The 18,633-nt window shown below is 70.8% G+C and carries 17 protein-coding genes; 9 read left to right on the forward strand and 8 right to left on the reverse strand.

The features are described 5' to 3' along the window. Positions 1-15: 15 nt before the first annotated feature. On the forward strand, positions 16-954 hold the full coding sequence (locus tag LK06_RS20625) for an N-acetylneuraminate synthase family protein (protein WP_039652915.1): 939 nt from the start codon (positions 16-18) through the stop codon (positions 952-954). 44 nt (positions 955-998) lie between these two features. Next, positions 999-2,147, forward strand: coding sequence for a hypothetical protein (locus LK06_RS20630; protein WP_039652917.1), 1,149 nt, complete (start codon positions 999-1,001; stop codon positions 2,145-2,147). Positions 2,148-2,364: 217 nt separating this feature from the next. On the opposite strand, the gene LK06_RS20635 is transcribed toward LK06_RS20630, so the two are convergent. The 6 genes from LK06_RS20635 to LK06_RS20660 form a co-directional block, all read right to left on the reverse strand. Further along, positions 2,365-3,186, reverse strand: coding sequence for an oxygen-binding di-iron domain-containing protein (locus LK06_RS20635; RefSeq protein ID WP_043406121.1), 822 nt, complete (start codon positions 3,184-3,186; stop codon positions 2,365-2,367). Positions 3,187-3,411: 225 nt separating this feature from the next. Further along, positions 3,412-3,921, reverse strand: coding sequence for a hypothetical protein (locus tag LK06_RS20640; RefSeq protein ID WP_063837881.1), 510 nt, complete (start codon positions 3,919-3,921; stop codon positions 3,412-3,414). Beyond that, positions 3,918-5,456, reverse strand: a complete 1,539-nt coding sequence (locus LK06_RS20645) for a sensor histidine kinase (RefSeq protein ID WP_039652921.1) — start codon at positions 5,454-5,456, stop codon at positions 3,918-3,920. The genes LK06_RS20640 and LK06_RS20645 overlap by 4 nt, the downstream gene beginning before the upstream one ends. Beyond that, positions 5,453-6,133, reverse strand: coding sequence for a response regulator transcription factor (locus tag LK06_RS20650; protein WP_039652922.1), 681 nt, complete (start codon positions 6,131-6,133; stop codon positions 5,453-5,455). Before LK06_RS20650 ends, LK06_RS20645 begins: the two co-directional genes overlap by 4 nt. A 79-nt stretch (positions 6,134-6,212) precedes the next feature. Continuing rightward, on the reverse strand, positions 6,213-7,913 hold the full coding sequence (gene murJ, locus LK06_RS20655; protein WP_089516734.1) for a murein biosynthesis integral membrane protein MurJ: 1,701 nt from the start codon (positions 7,911-7,913) through the stop codon (positions 6,213-6,215). Next, entirely contained in the window at positions 7,910-9,094 is a 1,185-nt protein-coding gene (locus LK06_RS20660; protein ID WP_039652924.1) for a lipid II:glycine glycyltransferase FemX, read from the reverse strand. The genes murJ and LK06_RS20660 overlap by 4 nt, the downstream gene beginning before the upstream one ends. 243 nt (positions 9,095-9,337) lie before the next feature. On the opposite strand from LK06_RS20660, the gene LK06_RS20665 reads away from it, so the two are divergent. Beyond that, on the forward strand, positions 9,338-10,540 hold the full coding sequence (locus tag LK06_RS20665; protein WP_039652926.1) for a L,D-transpeptidase: 1,203 nt from the start codon (positions 9,338-9,340) through the stop codon (positions 10,538-10,540). Here LK06_RS20665 and LK06_RS34475 read toward each other — a convergent pair. Both LK06_RS34475 and LK06_RS34480 read right to left on the reverse strand, forming a co-directional pair. After that, positions 10,537-10,743: a hypothetical protein gene (locus tag LK06_RS34475; protein ID WP_234367458.1), complete on the reverse strand. Its 207-nt coding sequence runs from the start codon at positions 10,741-10,743 to the stop codon at positions 10,537-10,539. The two genes, LK06_RS20665 and LK06_RS34475, sit on opposite strands and share 4 nt — an antisense overlap. A gap of 109 nt (positions 10,744-10,852) precedes the next feature. After that, positions 10,853-11,212, reverse strand: coding sequence for a class I SAM-dependent methyltransferase (locus LK06_RS34480; protein ID WP_234367459.1), 360 nt, complete (start codon positions 11,210-11,212; stop codon positions 10,853-10,855). Between the two features lie 181 nt (positions 11,213-11,393). On the opposite strand from LK06_RS34480, the gene LK06_RS20675 reads away from it, so the two are divergent. The 6 genes from LK06_RS20675 to LK06_RS20700 all read left to right on the forward strand — a co-directional run bounded on the left by LK06_RS20675 (position 11,394) and on the right by LK06_RS20700 (position 18,582). Then, the gene (locus LK06_RS20675; RefSeq protein ID WP_174673907.1) at positions 11,394-12,632 is read left to right on the forward strand and encodes an amidohydrolase; all 1,239 of its coding nucleotides are present in this window, start codon (positions 11,394-11,396) and stop codon (positions 12,630-12,632) included. Positions 12,633-12,983: 351 nt separating this feature from the next. Then, a complete protein-coding gene (locus tag LK06_RS20680) occupies positions 12,984-14,039 on the forward strand; it encodes a BMP family lipoprotein (RefSeq protein WP_043406115.1) in 1,056 nt (351 codons plus the stop codon). A 166-nt stretch (positions 14,040-14,205) separates the two neighbouring features. Then, on the forward strand, positions 14,206-15,765 hold the full coding sequence (locus LK06_RS20685) for an ABC transporter ATP-binding protein (RefSeq protein WP_071659133.1): 1,560 nt from the start codon (positions 14,206-14,208) through the stop codon (positions 15,763-15,765). Next, positions 15,762-16,889, forward strand: a complete 1,128-nt coding sequence (locus LK06_RS20690; protein ID WP_039652933.1) for an ABC transporter permease — start codon at positions 15,762-15,764, stop codon at positions 16,887-16,889. The genes LK06_RS20685 and LK06_RS20690 overlap by 4 nt, the downstream gene beginning before the upstream one ends. Continuing rightward, positions 16,889-18,178 carry an ABC transporter permease gene (locus LK06_RS20695; protein ID WP_039652935.1) on the forward strand — a complete coding sequence of 430 codons (1,290 nt, stop codon included), beginning with the start codon at positions 16,889-16,891 and terminating at the stop codon, positions 18,176-18,178. The genes LK06_RS20690 and LK06_RS20695 overlap by 1 nt, the downstream gene beginning before the upstream one ends. Next, positions 18,175-18,582: a cytidine deaminase gene (locus tag LK06_RS20700; protein WP_039652937.1), complete on the forward strand. Its 408-nt coding sequence runs from the start codon at positions 18,175-18,177 to the stop codon at positions 18,580-18,582. Before LK06_RS20695 ends, LK06_RS20700 begins: the two co-directional genes overlap by 4 nt. The last annotated feature ends 51 nt before the right edge of the window (positions 18,583-18,633 follow it).

An 18,633-nucleotide genomic window follows, 5' to 3' on the forward strand; every position in this document is an offset into this window, starting at 1 on the left:
GGGACGACTCCCACCATGAGCACCAACTCCCGTATCCGTACCTTCGGTTCGCGCGAGGCCGGCCCCGGCCGCCCCGTCTACATCTGCGGCGAGATCGGCATCAACCACAACGGCGAGCTGGAGAACGCGTTCAAGCTGATCGACGTGGCCGCCGAGGCCGGCTGCGACGCCGTGAAGTTCCAGAAGCGCACCCCGGAGATCTGCACCCCGCGCGACCAGTGGGACATCGAGCGCGACACCCCCTGGGGCCGGATGACCTACATCGACTACCGCCACCGGGTGGAGTTCGGCGAGGACGAGTACCGCCAGATCGACGCGTACTGCAAGGAGAAGGGGATCGACTGGTTCGCCTCCCCGTGGGACACCGAGGCCGTCGCCTTCCTGGAGAAGTTCGACGTCCCCGCCCACAAGGTGGCCTCCGCCTCCCTGACGGACGATGAGCTGCTGCGCGCCCTCCGCGCCACCGGCCGTACGGTCATCCTCTCCACCGGCATGTCCACCCCGAAGCAGATCCGTCACGCGGTGGAGGTCCTGGGCAGCGACAACATCCTGCTCTGCCACGCGACCTCCACCTACCCGGCCAAGGCCGAGGAACTGAACCTCCGCGTGATCAACACGCTGGAGAAGGAGTACCCGAACGTCCCGATCGGCTACTCGGGCCACGAGACCGGCCTGCAGACCACGCTGGCGGCGGTCGCCCTCGGTGCCACCTTCGTCGAGCGCCACATCACCCTCGACCGCGCCATGTGGGGTTCCGACCAGGCCGCCTCCGTCGAACCGCAGGGCCTGACGCGTCTGGTCCGCGACATCCGCGCCATCGAGGCCTCCCTCGGTGACGGCGTCAAGAAGGTCTATGACTCCGAGTTGGGCCCGATGAAGAAGCTGCGCCGTGTCGCCGGCGTCGTCGCCGAGGCGGAGATCGCGGCGGCGGCGGGCGAGCCGGTCGCCGTCTGACCCGCGGCCCCTTGAGCCCCTTACGACGGGACGGTCGTACGCCGATGAGCCCCCGCGCCGGTCAGCCCGGCCAGCCTTCCTACACGCTCGCCTTCGTGGAGAGCCCGGTCCAACTGCTGAACGTACTGGAGTGGGCACATCTGCACGGCTTGCACGGCGCGGAGCCGGACACTTCCCCGTCCGTGCCCGCGCAGCTGCGCCGGACGGTGGTGAGCGCCCCGCCACCGTCCGGCGCGGAACTCATGGTCGTCGTCCTGTCCCCGACCGACCCCATGACCCGGGGCCAGTTGCGCCGCATGGCCGATCTGGCCCGGGACGAGGGGTACCGGGTGCGCTGGGAGGAGGCGCGGGGCGGCACGACCGCGCCCTTCCATACCATCGGCGGCTTGGCGGGCGCGCTGCGCCGGGCCGAGCGCATCGTCATGGGGGACCCGTTCTCCCGCTACGTACAACTGCTCCTGACCATCACCCGGGCCCGGGACCTGGTGGTGGTGGACGACGGCACGGCGACCATGGAATTCGTCGCCCAGCTGGCCCGTGGAGAACGCCTGGTCCGGTGGCACCGCAAGGGCGGTCGCCCCGGCCCCCGCGACCTGCTCTTCGCCCCGGTGTCCTCCTCCGCCCGCCGCCGGCTGACACCGAGCGCCCGCCGCCGGGTGGAGGTCTTCTCCTCCATGCCGGTGACGGAAATCCCGGACGGCGTCACCGTCACGGCCAACGAGTTCACCTGGACCCGTGCCCGCTTCGGCCCGCCGCGCATCATCAAGGGCGCGGACATGGTCGGCACGTCCCTGGTGGAGACCGGCGTCGTGGACGGCGACCGCTATCTGTCGGCCGTGCGCGGCCTGGCCAGGACGCACGGTGCCACGCGCTACTTCGCCCACCGCCGCGAAGCCGTGGACAAGCTGCACCGTCTCGCCGCCCAGACCGGTCTGGAGATAGTCCGGCCCGACCTGCCCCTGGAACTGATCGCCCGCCGCGGCCCGATCGGCCGTACGGTCCTCAGCTTCCCGTCGACGGTGGTCCACACGCTGCCGTTGGCCCTTGCGGGCACGGGGGTCCGCGTCGCGGTGTGCGACGTTGATCCCAGCTGGCTCACGGAGACCGCCTCACCACGGGCCCAGGGCTTCTTGTCGGGGGTGACCGGGACGGCGCGGGACGTGCACCGGCTGGCGGCGGTGGGCCTAGCCTAGAACTCCCGGCAGACGACCTCGACAGCCTTGGAACGCGGTCGACCACCGAAGTGTCGGGCCCTGCACGCGAAGGGGTGCGGCAACCGCCGTGGATCGTGTACGAGAGGCCCGTGGACACGCCGGACACCTCGACGCGGCTCGCTGGACTCGCCCCGAGACAGCGAGGAAGAGCCGACGCGCCGCGGAACACACTGGCGCGCCGGGGTCATCCCGGGGTTCAGGGCGCAGGCTGACCTCCGCCACCCGGTTCGAACCCGGCCAGCATCTGCTCCAGCGCTTCCTGGTCCGGCCCCACGAACGCCGAGGCCCCGGCCACCGAAGCCAGTCTGTCCGTCATCGTGGCGGCCATCCCCGGGGCCGGCGGCAGATGTGTGGAGAGGACGAGCTCGGGCTCCCGGTCCCGTATTGGCTGGAAGCTGCCCCGGAACTTCTCGACATCCACGTTCTGCACCCACGGGCTGTCGACCGTGGCCCACAGCAACTGTGCGGCCCGCAGGTCCTCTTCGTCGACCGCACCGACATGATCGGCTTGCGCCAGTTCGGCGCTCAGCATCGGCCCACCGAAGCAGTCGGAGCTGAAGCAGACTCCCGTCCGGTCGTCGAAGAATCCGACCGTGCTCGGATTGTCGAACAGGGGTGGTCTGAACGCCGTGAGGGTACGGTCGCCGACGTCCAGGGACTGTCCCGGGTTGATCAGGTGGAGGCGGTCGAGCGGCAGTGGCCGTTCACAGGACATGAACCCCACGGACAGGAACGTGGTCACCACACGCGCCTCAGGCGCCGCGGCCAGCAGGTCGAAGATCCCACCCGTGTGATCCCGGTCCGGGTGGGTGAGCCAGATCCATCGCACGTCAGCGGGATCCAGCACGGATCCGACCACCTCCACGAAGTTCCGGTCGGGTAGCCCGAGCCCGCTGTCTACCACAACGGGCTGGGAGGCGAACAACACGAAGGCGTTCACCGGGAGGTGACCGATTCCCGGCACCTCAAGGCTGTCGTTCAGGACGCTGATGTCCGGGCGGACCCTGTGAATCGGCATGTCGCATCTCCCTGCCCCCCCGGGGATGGGTGATCGCGCCGCGGCCACATGTCCCATCGTCGCCGCTTCTCGCGAAGGCTGCATCCCGTACGCCACCAGGGCACGCACGGCGTAGAGGTACGCGCACCCTGTGACGCCGCTCGCCACGGGATCCACACGCTCGTAAGCGCACGGCGACCGCGACTCGGCGGCTCCGTCGCCGAAGGCGCCGGACAGCTGAAGTGCTCAGCAGCGGGCCGCCGGTAGCGAGCCGTCGGTGCCCTTGACGCTCACCGCTGCGGTGCCGTCCTCGCCGTCCGTGAACGCCGCCGTGCACACCAACTGCCGCACCGCGGAGGCTGTGAGCGGGTGGACCGGGAAGGAGACGAGCACGGACACCTCGCCGGGTGACCTCGTCGCGGTCAGGGGGCCCGGATGGCTGGGCAGCCCCGTGTGGAGGCCGGCCGTGCGCTCGGCCGGTGTCGGACCGGTGAACAGCATGGTGAGGACCTTCACGCCGGGTACCGGATCCGTCGGCTGGTCGATGTGGATATCCCGGGCCACCGGCATGAGTTTGTCCTTCGAGGAGAGGAAGAAGAGCAGAACCCGCCCCGTGGAGGCGGGGACGACCGCGACGGTGGCGGGTCCGCCGGCCTGGACGACGCCGGTGCCGCGCACGCCGCAGCCGGTCACCAGTACGGCTGCCGAGGCGCAGGCCGAGAGGGACCGGGCCGCCCTGGAGAGGGCACGTCTCACGCCGTGGCCTCCGCGCACCGCAGGGGTATCTCCACGGTGAGGACGGCTCCGCCTTCGGGAGAGTTCGCCGCGCGGACGGTGCCGCCGTGCAGGTGCACGTTCTCCAGGGTTATGGCGAGGCCGAGCCCACTGCCCTGCGACCGGCGGCGGGCCGCGTCCGCCTTGTAGAAGCGCTCGAAGATGTGCGGCAGCACGTCCGCGGGGATGCCGGGGCCGCTGTCCGCGACCTCGACGACGATCCGGGCCGCGGCCGCCGGGGGTACCGGGGCGGCAGAAGAAACGGACGCCGGTGCAGCCGCCGCGCCCGCCGGTGACGCCGGGGGTGCGGTGGTGCGCGGCGTCACGCTCAGACGCACCCGGACGGGCGGGGCGCCGTGGCGGAGGGCGTTGGCCACCAGGTTGGCTACGACGACGTCGAAGCGGCGGGGGTCCAGCCGGGCCCGGATGCCGTCGGGCAGGTCGGTGACGACCTGCGCCGGGTCGGTCCACTGGCGGGCCGCCAGGGTCTTGCGGATGACCTGGGCGACGTCGACCTCGTCGGTGTTCAGCTCGGCCGCCCTGGCGTCGAAGCGGGAGATCTCCATCAAGTCCTCGACCAGGACGGCCAGTCTGCCGGTCTCCGTGCTGATCAGCCGGACGGCGGCCGCGGTGTCGGGGGCGAGGCGGGCGGCGTCCTCGTCCAGGACCTCGGTGACGGCGAGCATCCCGGCGAGCGGGGTGCGCAGCTCGTGGGAGACGTCGGAGGCGAAGCGGCGGGCGCGGGCCTCGGCATCTCTCAGTTCGCCGACGGTCCGCTCCAGTTCGACCGCGGACTCGTTGAACGTACGGGCCAGGTCCGAGAGTTCGTCGCCGCCCTTGACCTGGATACGGGTGTCCAGGCGGCCGCTGCCCATGTTCCGGGCGGCCCGGCGCAGGTCCCGTACCGGGCGCAGCACGCTGCGGGCCGCCAGCAGCGCGGGCACGAGGGCGAGCGCGAGTCCCGGCACCGCTCCGTCGCGGGCCGCGGTGACCATGGCCTGAACGCTTGCCTCCTCATCGGTCAGCGGCATCACGGCGTACAGCGTCAGGCCCGTGGGACGCGCGGCGGCCCCGGGCCATGGCCGGAACACGGTCGGCACGGCGATGGTCAACCACGGCCGGCCGTGTTCGTCCACCCGCTGGAAGCTGCCCCTCGGGTGGGCCAGCGCGGCGCGGCGCAGGGCCGGGGTGATCACGGTGGACACCGGCCGGGTGCCGGAGGACAGCCGGAGCGAGCCGTACTCGGCGAACACCACCCAGGGATGCGGCTTGCCCTCGCGGGCCATCTGCCGCAGTTGCCCCTGGAGCACGGACGGCTGGACGGGCAACTGCACGACCAGGGACTGGGCCCGGTCGCGGAAGGAGGACACCGCGGTGTCCTGGGCCTGCTGGAGGATTGCGGTGCGTGCCGCGCGGTAGGTGAGGACCGCGGTGGACACGGCGCTCACGACGGCGACCAGCAGAAAGGCGAGCACCAGCCGGGTGCGCAGTCCGGCGCGGGCCTTCCTGTGGCTCACAGCGGCCCGAAGCGGTAGCCGAATCCCCGCAGGGTCTGGATGTAGCGCGGGCTGGCGGGCACGTCCTCGATCTTGTTCCGCAGCCGCCGTACACAGGCGTCGACCAGGCGGGCGTCGCCGTGATAGCCGTGTTCCCAGACCTGTTCGAGCAGTTGCTGACGGCTGAAGACCTGCTCGGGCGCGGCCGACAGGTACAGCAGGAGCTTCAGCTCGGAGGGGGCCAGGGACAGGCGCTGCCCGGCCTTGGCGACGTTCAGCGCGACCCGGTCGATGGCGAGGTCGCCGTGGAACTCGACGTCGGCCCGGCCGGCCGGCTCCTCGATACGGCGCAGTACGGCCCTGACACGGGCCTCGATCACCTCCGTACGGGCGGGTTTGACGATGTAGTCGTCGGCCCCGGCCTCCAGCCCGACCACGACGTCGAAGTCGTCGCCGCGGGCGGTGAGCATGATGATCGGCAACTGGCCGGCCTCGCGCACCCGGCGGCAGACCTGGACCCCGTTCATGCCGGGCAGCATGAGGTCGAGGAGTAGCAGATCCGGGTGGAACTCGCCGATGGCGGCGAGCCCGGCCTCCCCGGTGGGGGCGGTGCGTACGTCGTGCCCGCGGCGCCGCAGGCCGAGTTCGATGCCCGCGCGGACGGAGGCGTCGTCTTCGATGAGCAGGACACGGGGCATGTGCCGAGTATTCCATTCGATGGCGGATCGACTCGGTCAAATCATGAACGAAATCGATCAGTTGGAGGTGGTCGGCGGGTCACTTGCGGAGGCGGCGCAGTGCACCGAGCGCCGCGCCGAGCCCGGCCTCCACTTCGGCCAACCGCAGCGGGCGGGCCGACAGGGCGAAGGCCGCCAGGACTGCCGCCGTGCCCGCGCCCGTCGCAGCGAGCGGGCCGAGGAAGGCCAGACGCGTGGACGCCAGGTGACCGAGCAGGATGGCCAGGGCCGCGGCCGGCAACAGGCGGGCCTGGGCGGCGGCGGTCGGCGAGCGCCACACCGCCCGCCGACCCGGTCCCGACAGCCTGCGGTCGAGGACGTACGCGGTGACCGCCCAGCCCGCGCAGAGCGCCACCGAGTACGCCCCGGCCATGCCGGTCACCGCCCAGCGCGCGGGCAGCAGCAGGCAGGCGACCGTGGACAGGCCCGCGTTGAGCCCAGCGATGACCAGGTTCAGCAGGAAGGGCGTACGGGTGTCGGACATGGCGTAGAAGGCGCGGGAGAGGACGTACTGCCCGGAGAAGGCGATCAGTCCCGGTGCGAACGCCGTCAACGCACCCGCCATGACCGCGATGTCGTCCGCGCCGGTCCTGCCGTACTGGAAGACGACCGCCATGGCCGGCCCGGCGACCGCGCCGAGCACGCACGCGGCCGGTACGACGGCGGCGGCGGTGGTCCGCAGGGCGTACGAGACGTCCCGCCGCACGCCGGCCAGGTCGCCGCCGGCCGCCGCCCCGCTCATGCGGGGCAGCAGCGCGGTCACGAGCGAGACGGTCACGATGCCGTGCGGTACGACCCACAGCAGATACGCGTTGCCGTATGCGCTGAACCCGGCCCCGCCGTCGATCCCCTCCGCCGTCGCGCGCTGTCCCGCCTGCGTGGCGAGCCGGGTCACCACCCAGTAGGCGACCTGGTTGGTGAGCACGAGCAGCACCAGCCAGCCGGCCGAGCGTAGCGGCCGGGACAGCCCGCTGCCCCGCCAGTCGAACCGCGGCCGCCAGCGGAAGCGGGCCGCGTGCAGGGACGGCAGCAGCGCCAGCGTCTGGACGACGATCCCCGCGGTGGTCCCCCAGCCGAGCAGCGCGGTCTGGCCGGTGGTGAGGGTCCGGCCGGTCGCGGCCGTCGCCAGGTACAGGCCGAAGACGGCGATGACGACCACGTTGTTGAGGACCGGCGTCCACATCATGGCGCCGAACCGGCCGCGGGCGTTGAGTACCTGCCCCAGCAGGGTGAACAGGCCGAGGAAGAAGATCTGCGGCAGGCAGGCGCGGGCGAAGGCGACCGTCGTCGCCGCCTGCGCGCCGCCGTACCCCGTGTACGCCGCCACGATCGCGGGCGCTGCGAGCACCGTGCCGGCCGTGATCAGCAGCAGGGCGGCCGTGCAGGCGGTGAGCAGCCGGTCGGTGTACGCCTCCCCGCCGTCCTCGTGCTCCGCGGCGGCCCGGACCAGTTCGGGAACGAAAACGGCGTTGAGGGCACCGCCGACGAGCAGGGTGTAGACGATGTTGGGGACGGTGTTGCCGACCGCGTACCCGTCGGCGACCGACCCCACGCCGAGCGCGGCGGCGATGACGGCGGAACGTCCGAAGCCGGTGGCGCGGGAGACGAGGGAGCCGGCGGCCATCAACGCGCCGCTGCGCAGGACGGGCCGTGCGGGCTCCGCCGGCTCGGCGGGCTCGGCGGGCTCGGCCGTGGCGGTGGCCGCCGAGCCGTTCACCGGCGGGCCGGGTGTCTGGCTCACCGGCGGGCCAGGTACATCTGGAAGGCCCGGTACAGCGTGTGGTTGGCGGTGCCTCCGAGCGGCCGTTCCCACTCGCCCAGCGTCTCCACGACCTGTCCACCGGTGCCGAGCTTCCAGCGCAGCAGCCCGAACGAGCGGTCCTCGGGGGCGAGCGTGGCGGGCACGCCCCGCATGTCGTAGACCTCCGCGCCCAGGGCGTGGGCGTCGAGCATCATCCGCCACTGCAGGGCGTTGGAGGGGCGGACCTCGCGCCGGTGGTCGGCGGAGGCACCGGTCTGGTACCAGACCCGGCGCCCCACCGTGATCATGGTGTGGGCGGCCAGGATCTCCCCCCGGTGGCGGGCGAGGTAGAGCCGCATCCGGCCCGGCTCCTCGGCGTTGAGCGCCGCGTACTGGCGCTGGTAGTACTCCAGCGAGCGGCCGAGGCGGAATCCGTCCCGCTCCTCCGTGATCCGCAACAGCCGGTGGAACTCGGAAAGTTCGGCGGACCCGCCCACCGTCACGGCCACGCCCGACTTCGCCGCCCGCCGTATGTTGCGCCGCCACTCCTGGTTGAGGCCGGTCCACAGGTCCTCGGTGGTGCGCCCGGCGAGGGTTACCTGGAAGACGTGGCGGGGCTGGGCGTCACCGTCGCCCTCGTCGCCGCCGCAGCGCCGCCAGCCGCGGGCCCGCAGCCGTTCGGCCACCGCGGCGCCCAGCGGATCGACCTCCCGGGCGAGTACGTCGGTCACCCGCCGCCCGGGGCCGACGCCCGCCTTGAGTCCGGGGGCGTCCCAGCGGCGGTAGGCGGGCGACGGCCCGATGCGCACGGCGAAGGCGCCCGCGGCACGAAGGTGGTGCAGCAGCGGGTCGAGCCAGCCGTCGAGGTCGGGATCGGACCAGTCGGCGACGGGGCCTTCGGGCAGGTAGGCGAAGTACCTTCGGGTGCCCGGGAGCTGACGCAGCAGCACGAGCGCCACTCCGCTCAGCTCTCCCGTGCCGTCGCCGAACCGCGGTCCCCAGCCCAGGAGCTGGGCCTGCCAGCCGTCCTTCACCGCGGCCCAGGACGGACACTGCAGGAAGCTGGGGGCCAGGTTGGATCCGGTGCGTGAGGCCAGGAAGGCCCGGTACGCCTCGGGGGAGACGGGCCCCAGCCGGGTTTCCTGCCGGCCGCAGCCTGCCGTCGCGAGCAGCGCTGACACTGCGCCTCCTCGGGTGCCGTCGTCGAGTGGTGCGTCGACCGGTGCGTCGACCGGTGCGTCGATGACGGGAGATTCACAGGCGCCGGTGACCGGCCCACGCGCCGTATGTGACCGGACGACGACCGTTGCCCCACAACCGCCGTCACACGGCGGAAACAGCCGCTGTGCTGCACGTTTGGCGTCCTAGAGTCGCCGGCGTTCCGGCCCCGTCCTTCCCGACGTCCGCTTCCACGGAGGTATTCGTTGAGCCAGTTGAGCCACATCCGCGCCGGCGCCGTCACCACGGCCGTGACGGCCGTCCTGCTCACCACCGCTCTCTCCGCCTGTTCGTCCGAAGCCCCGGCCGCACAGGACGCGAAGGGCGGCGGGCGGCGGAGCGGCGGGGCGGCGACGATCACCGTGACGCCCCACGGCACGCGGGCGAAGGCCGGCGAACCGATCGAGATCACCGCCCACGACGGCACCCTCAGCTCCGTCACCGTCACCGACACCCACGGCGACCGGCTCGCGGGCAGGCTGGCGGGCGACGGCCGGACCTGGACCTCCGACCGCAACACCCGGCCCGGCACCGCCTACCGGGTCAGTGCCGCCACCCGCACGGCCGACGGTACGAAGGGCGAGGCCCGTACCTCCTTCACGACCCGGGCCGCCGCACTGGTCAACAAGGTGGACTGGCGGCCGGGCAGCGGCACCACGGTGGGTGTGGCCCAGCCGATCTCCCTGGTCTTCGACCGTCCGGTGCGCAACAAGACGGCCGTGGAGAAGCAGCTCAAAGTCACCACCTCGAACGGCACCGAGGGGTCCTGGGGCTGGTTGAAGGACTGGTCCGGCAAGGACCGGGTGGACTGGCGCCCCAAGGAGTACTGGCAGCCGGGCACCGAGGTGACGCTGAACGCCGGGCTGAACGGCACCGACTCGGGACCCCGCGGCGGCTGGTTCGTCCGCGACTACCAGGTCCGTTTCACCATCGGCGCGCGTCAGGTGGTCAAGGTGGACCTCGACCGGGACCGCCTCACCCTGCAGCGCGGAGGCAGGACGGTGCGCACCTTTCCGGTCTCCGGCGGCACGCCCGGCCCGGAGACGGGTTCCTGGCGCGGTACGGAGGTGGTGATGGCGAAGGAGGGCACCATCCGGATGAACTCCGAGACCGTGGGCCTGGGCAAGGCGTACAACTCGATGGTCGACTACGCGATACGGCTCACCTGGTCCGGCACGTACGCGCACGCCGCGCCCTGGAACGCCGCCTACTTCGGCCGGGCCAACAAGAGCCACGGCTGCATCGGCATGAGCGAGGCCGACGCCAAGTGGCTGTACGCCCACGTCCGCGTCGGCGACCCGTTCGAGGTCGAGGGTGCGCAGACCAAGGGCAGGGTGGCCCTGAACAACGGCCTCGGCGACTGGAACGCCGGATGGGAGCAGTGGCGCAGGCTCAGCGCGCTGGGCTAGGCCGCATGCCGCCGAGGGCGCGGCCGGCAGGGAACCACCGTCGCCACCGGTTCCAGACCGGCCCCTGCCCGCAAGGTCGTGATCTGCTCTGGCGTTCGCCAGCAGTAGTCGAGACCGATCTCGTGGCCGAAGCGCTCGGACATGTGGGGGTGGCCCGGCTCGGTGCCGGACTGGAAGGCGAGGAGGACCTGGCCGTCCGGCACCAGCAGGTGGTGGAACTCCGCGGAGGCAACGGCAGATGGGTGTCGGGGACGTGGATGGTGGAACAGAGGGCGAGGATGCCGCCCAGGGCGGCGGGCAGATCCAGGCACGTCATCGAGCCCACGTGGAATGGCAGTTGGGGGTGGGCCTCGCGGGCCAGGGCCGCCATGGCGGGGGAGAGGCCGACACCGAAGGCCGGGACACCTGGTCGTGCAGGAGCGCGGTGACGTGGCCGGGGCCGCAGCCGAGGTCGGCGACCGGGGCCGGGCCGTTCGCCGTGACTAGCTCGGCGAAGGCGGTGACCACCGAGCGGTCCAGCAGGCGGAGGGGCCCGGTCGGGAAGCGGGCCGCGTGGCCCTTGGCGATCGAGTCGTACGAGGTGTGGGTGGTCTGCAGGAAGTCCTCGGTCGAGTCACTACGACCGCGGACCCTACCGGGACGGGGGCGGGGAGGGGTCCGTTTCGTGGACATGGCGCGCGTGAACCGGGCGATGCATGGTATGCGTGAAGGGAGAAAAGAGAGGTTTTACCCATCAGAGTCCGCCGCCATGCGTCCGACGGTCAGATTTTCTTCCCCTAACGGGCTGAACTTTTGTTGATCGAGGGGTAGTCGACCAGCCGGGCGTTCTACCCTTCAGAGGGTGAATCATTTGATGTCCCTAGAGTCCGAGTCCGGCCTCCCGGGGGATGTGCTCCCCGGTGTGCTGAGCGAGTCCCTGCACACCGAACTCGTCGGCTTCCGCCGCGACTTGCACATGCACCCCGAGCTGGGCAATCAGGAGTTCCGTACGACCGCCGCGATCAAGGAGCGGCTGGAGCGGGCCGGGCTCAGGCCCCGGGTCCTCGCCACCGGAACCGGACTCGTGTGCGACATCGGGTTCGCGGAGGGTGAGCAGCGGCCGGCCGTACCCCTGCTCGCGCTGCGAGCGGATATCGATGCCCTGCCCATTCCGGACACCAAGACCGACTGCCCCTACCGGTCGACCGTGCCGGACCGGGCGCACGCCTGCGGGCACGACGTGCACACCACCGTGGTACTCGGCACCGGTCTCGTCCTGGCCGACCTGCACGCCAAGGGGCTGCTGCCCCGCCCGGTGCGGCTGATCTTCCAGCCCGCCGAGGAGGTGCTGCCCGGCGGTGCCATGGGCGCCATCGAGGACGGGGCGCTGACCGGAGTGGGCCGGATCCTCGCCGTGCACTGTGACCCCAGGGTGGACGCCGGACGGATCGGGCTACGGCACGGCCCGATCACCAGTGCGTGTGACCGGCTGGAGATCGCGCTGGACGGGCCCGGGGGGCACACCGCTCGCCCTCACCTGACCACTGACCTGGTCACCGCAGCCGCCCGCGTCGCGGTCGACGTGCCCGCACTGGTCGCCCGCCGGGTCGACACCCGGGCCGGTCTCGCCCTCACCTGGGGCCGGATCGAGTCGGGCCACGCACCGAACGTGATCCCGCAGCACGCCGAGCTGTCCGGGACGGTCCGCTGTCTGGATCTGGAGGCCTGGCGGCAGGCCCCCGACATCGTGCACGCGGCGATCGACGAGGTCGCCACGCTGCACCGGGCCAAGTCGGAGATCACCTACGTGCGCGGGGTGCCGCCCGTCGTCAACGACCGGGAGTCGACCGAACTGCTGCGCCGGGCCATGGCCGCCCGGCGTGGCCGGGACTCCGTCGAGAGCACCGAGCAGAGCCTCGGCGGCGAGGACTTCTCCTGGTACCTGGAGCACGTGCCCGGTGCGATGGCCCGGCTGGGTGTGCGCAGGCCCGGCGAGCGTACGGTGCGTGATCTCCACCAGGGGGATTTCGACGCCGACGAATACGCGATCACGGTCGGAGTGGAGATGTTCACAGCGGCGGCCTTCCTGGACGCTCCTCCGGCGCAGGGCTGAGCGGGCGGCGGGGCGACGCAGGCGGCCCGGGAGGTGCCCGGCGAGGGCGACGGTGCAGGTCGCCCCCGGTCCCGGGGGGATCGGCCCCTGCCACACTCCGCTGTTCGGCGCAACACGCTCGTAAGTCATTCGTGCACTGTGCGCAACAGCCAGTGTGAGAGGTCACGGAGAGCGTGTTCAGATGCTGTTTGCCTCGAATCGATAACGGCGTCGAGAGGGGTGTTTTTCTGACATCTACGCGCGTTACGATGCCGCGAAGCCGACGCCGCCGGGGCGTCTCGGCTGGAGCACCGACACGGTGCTCACATCAAGCGCCGACATGGCGCTCAGGTCAGGTGAAGGAGCCTTCCCGTGCGCCGGGTAGCCAAGCTTTCCGCTGCGTCCATCGCGACCGCAGCTCTCGCACTGACTGCCACTGCATGTGGCAGCACGTCCTCGGACAATGCCAGCTCGTCCTCCTCCTCCGGTGGCGGCAAGGGCGTCAAGATCGGTCTCGCCTACGACGTCGGCGGCCGTGGTGACCGATCCTTCAACGACTCCGCCGCTCGCGGTGCCGACAAGGCCAAGAGCGAGTTCGGCGGCTCCGTCAAGGAGCTGACCGCGAAGACCTCGGACACCGAGGCCGACCGCGAGCAGCGCCTGTCGGACCTGGCGGACGCCGGTTACAACCCGATCATCGCCGTGGGTTACGCCTACGCGCCGTCCATGACCAAGGTTGCCGCGAAGTACCCGAAGACCAGCTTCGGCATCGTCGACTCGGTGGTGAACGCCAAGAACGTCGACAGCATCACCTTCACCGAGGAGCAGGGCTCCTACCTGGCCGGTGTCGCCGCCGCGCTGAAGACCAAGAAGGACCACGTCGGCTTCATCGGCGGCGTCGACGTCCCGCTGATCAAGAAGTTCGAGGCGGGCTACGTCCAGGGCGTCCACGACACCAACCCGAAGGTCAAGGTCGACACCCAGTACCTGAGCCACGGCTCGGACACCTCCGGCTTCGCCAGCCCCGACAAGGGCAAGGAGGCCGCGCAGGGCATGCTCGACCGGGGTGCCGACGTGATCTACTCGGCGGCCGGCTCCTCCGGTAACGGCGCGATCGAGGCCGTCCACGGCGTCAAGGGCGCCTGGGCCATCGGCGTGGACTCTGACCAGTACAACATCCCGGGTCTGGCCAAGTACAAGAACTCGATCCTGACCTCGATGGTCAAGAACGTCGACGTCGGTGTCTACGACTTCATCAAGTCGGTCCACGACGGCAAGCCGCTGACCGGCACCAACACCTACTCGCTCGGCAAGAACGGTGTCTCGCTGGCCACCAGCGGCGGCTTCATCAACGACATCCAGTCCAAGCTGGACGCCGCGAAGCAGAAGATCGTCAACGGTGACATCAAGGTGAAGACCACCCCGTGACCTGATGGGTCCGATCGGACCTGGGCTCGGCGCGGGGGCACCTCTGGGAGCCCCCCGCCGAGCCATAACAATGTGTCAACTCTACGCGTGTAGCGCGGAGTTGCCGCGCTAGCGTCGCCGACGCTCGCCCCTCCCCGCAGCCCCTTTCCCCCGAGGAGAGTGCGCCATCAACGCGTCCAGCCCTCCCGCTGCCGTCGAACTGCGCGGCATCACCAAGCGTTTCCCCGGCGTCGTCGCCAACCGCGACATCGACATCACCGTCCGCACCGGTACCGTTCACGCCCTGTGCGGTGAGAACGGTGCCGGAAAGTCCACCCTGATGAAGATCCTCTACGGCATGCAGCAGCCGGACGAGGGCACCATCACCGTGAACGGCGAACAGGTCGTCTTCCATAACCCCGGCGACGCCATCGCCCGCGGCATCGGCATGGTGCACCAGCACTTCATGCTCGCCGACAACCTCACCGTGCTGGAGAACGTCGTCCTCGGCGCGGAGAAGCTGTACGGCATCGGCGGCAAGGCACGTGCCAGGATTATGGAGATCTCCGGCGCGTACGGCCTGAACATCCGCCCCGACGTCCTCGTCGAGCAGTTGGGCGTCGCGGACCGTCAGCGGGTGGAGATCCTCAAGGTCCTCTACCGGGGTGCCAAGACCCTCATCCTGGACGAGCCCACCGCCGTCCTGGTGCCGCAGGAGGTCGACGCGCTCTTCGACAACCTGCGCGAGCTCAAGGCCGAGGGCCTCACCGTCATCTTCATCTCCCACAAGCTGGGCGAGGTGCTGTCGGTCGCCGACGAGATCACCGTCATCCGGCGCGGCACCACCGTCGGCACCGTCGAGCCGGAGGGCACCACGCCCAAGCAGCTAGCCGAGCTGATGGTGGGCAGCGAACTGCCCACCCCGGAGACCGAGGAGTCCACCGTCACGGACGTCTCGATGCTCCAGGTGGACGGCCTGCACCTGGCGATGACCGACCTCGACGGCGTCGAGCGGATCATCCTCGACCAGATCTCCTTCACCATCCACAAGGGCGAGGTCCTCGGCATCGCCGGCGTGGAGGGCAACGGCCAGTCCGAGCTGGTCGAGGCGATCATGGGCATGCGCCACCCGGACGCCGGCGTCATCACGCTCGACGGTAAGGACGTCTCCCACATCCCCACCCGCACCCGCCGCGAGGCCGGTGTCGGCTACATCCCCGAGGACCGCCACCGCCACGGCCTGCTCCTCGAAGCACCGCTGTGGGAGAACCGCATCCTCGGTCATGTCACCGAGCGGCCCAACTCGCGCGGCCCGCTGCTCGACATCAGGGGCGCACGCACCGACACCGAGCGGATCATCGAGGCGTACGACGTCCGCACGCCCGGTATCGACGTGACCGCCGCGTCGCTGTCCGGCGGCAACCAGCAGAAGCTGATCGTCGGACGCGAGATGAGCCACAGCCCCAAGCTGCTCATCGCCGCGCACCCCACCCGCGGTGTGGACGTCGGTGCCCAGGCCGCGATCTGGGACCACATCCGCGAGGCCCGCCGCGAGGGCCTGGCCGTACTGCTGATCTCCGCCGACTTGGACGAGCTGATCGGGCTCTCCGACACCCTGCGGGTGATGTACCGCGGCCGCCTGGTCGCCGACGCCGACCCTGCCACGATCACCCCCGAGGAGCTGGGCTCCGCCATGACGGGTGCGGCCGCCGGCCACCTGGAGCACACAGAGGACGACGAGCGATGAAGAAGCTGACCTCACGGATCGACAAGGAGCGGCTGGTCCTCGGACTCGCCGCGCCGTTGCTGGCCCTCGTCGCCGCGATCGTCGTCACCGCCCTGGTGATCCTCGCGACCGGCAAGAACCCCGGCCCCGCCTTCCACGACATGACGACCTACGGCTTCGCCAGCGACAGCCAGGTCTACGTCCTGAACAAGGCGACGACGTACTACCTCTCGGGTATCGCGGTGGCCATCGGCTTCCGCATGAACCTGTTCAACATCGGTGTCGACGGCCAGTACCGGCTGGCCGCGTTCTTCGCCGCCGTCCTCGGCGGGGCGCTCACCGCGCCCGGCTGGATCGCCGTCCCGCTGATCATCATTTGTGCCATGGCGACCGGCGCCCTGTGGGCGGGCATCGCCGGTGTCCTCAAGGTGACCCGGGGCGTCAGCGAGGTCATCTCGACGATCATGCTGAACGCGATCGCCACCGCGATCATCGGTTACCTGCTGCAGCCCGGGAAGCTGGGTGAACTCCAGCAGGGCGGCACCCTCGTCTCCACCAAGCCGCTGCCGTCGTCCTCGTACTTCTTCAACATCGACACCGGTCCGGCCGGCGTGCTGTACGGCTTCATCTTCATCGCCGTGCTCGTGGGCCTCGCGTACTGGTTCGTGCTCGGCCGCACCCGGTTCGGTTTCGACCTGCGCACCGTCGGCCAGTCCGACACCGCCGCCAGCGCGAGCGGCGTCGGGGTGAAGAAGATGGTCGCCACCAGCATGATCATCTCGGGTGCGGTGGCCGGTCTGGTCGGTATGCCGACCCTGCTCAACGAGAGCCACCAGTACGACAACAGCTTCCCGGTCGGTATCGGCTTCACCGGCATCGCCATCGCGCTGCTCGGCCGCAACAACCCGGTGGGGATCGCGCTCGGCGCCCTCCTGTGGGGCTATCTGGAGCGCACCACCAACCACCTGGAAATGCAGGGTTACGACAAGGAAATCCTCGGCGTCATCCAGGGCGTCATCGTCCTGTGCGTCGTCATCGCCTACGAGGTCGTGAACCGCTACGGCCTGAAGCGCCAGCAGCAGCGGGTCGGCGCCGAGCTCGCCGCCCAGGCCGCCGCCGCGACGAAGAATCAGGAGGTGGCGTGATGACTGCCACGATGACCGACACGCCGCCGCCCGCGGCCCCCAAGGCGGACACCGCGTCCAAGCGCTCCGGCCGGTCCCCGGGCCAGATCCTCATGCTCGTCTCGGGCGCCCTGTTGCTCCTGGCCGCGCTCCGCATGGTCACGGGCTCCAACCAGCTCGACTCCTCCGGCCAGGTCGCCGCCGCCCTCGCCCTCGCCGTGCCGATCGGCCTCGCCGGTCTCGGAGGACTGTGGTCCGAGCGGTCCGGCGTGGTCAACATCGGCCTCGAAGGCATGATGATCCTCGGCACCTTCGGCGCCGGCTGGATCGGCTGGCAGACCAGCCCCTGGCTCGGCCTGCTGTGCGGCATCGGCTTCGGTGTCCTCGGCGGTCTGGTGCACGCCGTCGCCACCGTCACCTTCGGCGTCGACCACATTGTCTCCGGTGTCGCGGTCAACCTGCTCGCGCTCGGTGCCACCCAGTACCTCGCCAAGGTCTTCTTCGCCGGCGGCAAGGCCGCGGAGATGGGCGGCAACCCCAAGCAGTCCCCGCCCGTGGACGCGCTGCCGAGGGTCACCGTCCCCGGCCTCTCGGACGGCCTGTCCTCGATCGAGAAGCACCACTGGTTCCTGGTCTCCGACATCGCCGGCATCCTCGGCGGACTGATCACCAACGTGTCCGTGGTGACGATCATCGCTGCCGCGCTGTTCGTCGGCAGCTGGTGGGTGCTGTGGCGTACCCCGTTCGGTCTGCGGCTGCGCTCCTGCGGTGAGAACCCGACCGCTGCGGAGTCACTCGGCGTCAACGTCTACCGCTACAAGTACATGGCCGTCGCCATCTCCGGCGGCCTGGCCGGCCTCGGCGGCGCCTTCCTCGCGCTGGTCACCTCGCACACCTACCTGGAGAACCAGACCGGAGGCCGCGGCTACATCGGTCTCGCGGCCATGATCTTCGGCAACTGGCGCCCCGGCGGCGTCGCGATGGGTGCGGGCCTGTTCGGCTACTCCGACGCCCTGCAACTGCGCAACGGCGGCACGACCGTGCACGCCCTGCTGCTCCTGCTCGTCGTCCTGCTCGTGGGGCTGGCCGGCTGGAAGCTCTACCGCAGGACGTCCCTGTGGCAGGGCGGGATCAGCCTCTTCGTGGGCGCGCTCGTGCTGGTCTGGTACCTGTTCACCGACGAGGTCCCGAGCGACTTCGTGGGCGCCACCCCGTACGTCGTCACACTGCTGGTGCTGTCGCTGTCCGCGCAGCGCCTGCGGATGCCGAAGGCTGACGGCATGCGGTACCGGAAGGGCCAGGGCAAGTGACCACGACCCCGGCCGCCGGCTTCGACTGGGAGGCGCTGCGCGCCCTGGCGCGGGAGGCGATGACCCACGCCTACGCCCCCTACTCGGGCTTCCCGGTCGGTGTGGCGGCCCTGGTCGACGACGGCCGCACGGTGACCGGCTGCAACGTCGAGAACGCCTCCTACGGGATCAGCCTGTGCGCCGAGTGCGGACTGGTCTCGCAGCTCCAGCTCACCGGCGGTGGCCGGCTGACGCACTTCACCTGCGTCGACGGCACGGGCGGCCTGCTCGTCCCGTGTGGCCGCTGCCGCCAGCTGCTGTACGAGTTCGGCGGCCCGGAGCTGCTCGTGGACACCCCCGCGGGCATCCTCCCGCTCGCCGAGATGCTGCCCCAGGCCTTCGGCCCGGACCATCTCACCCAGTAACTCCGCTACGGCCCCCCTGACCCGCTCAGGGGGGCCGAGCACTTCGCACTT

The organism is Streptomyces pluripotens (assembly GCF_000802245.2).
GTDB classification, from domain to species: domain Bacteria; phylum Actinomycetota; class Actinomycetes; order Streptomycetales; family Streptomycetaceae; genus Streptomyces; species Streptomyces pluripotens.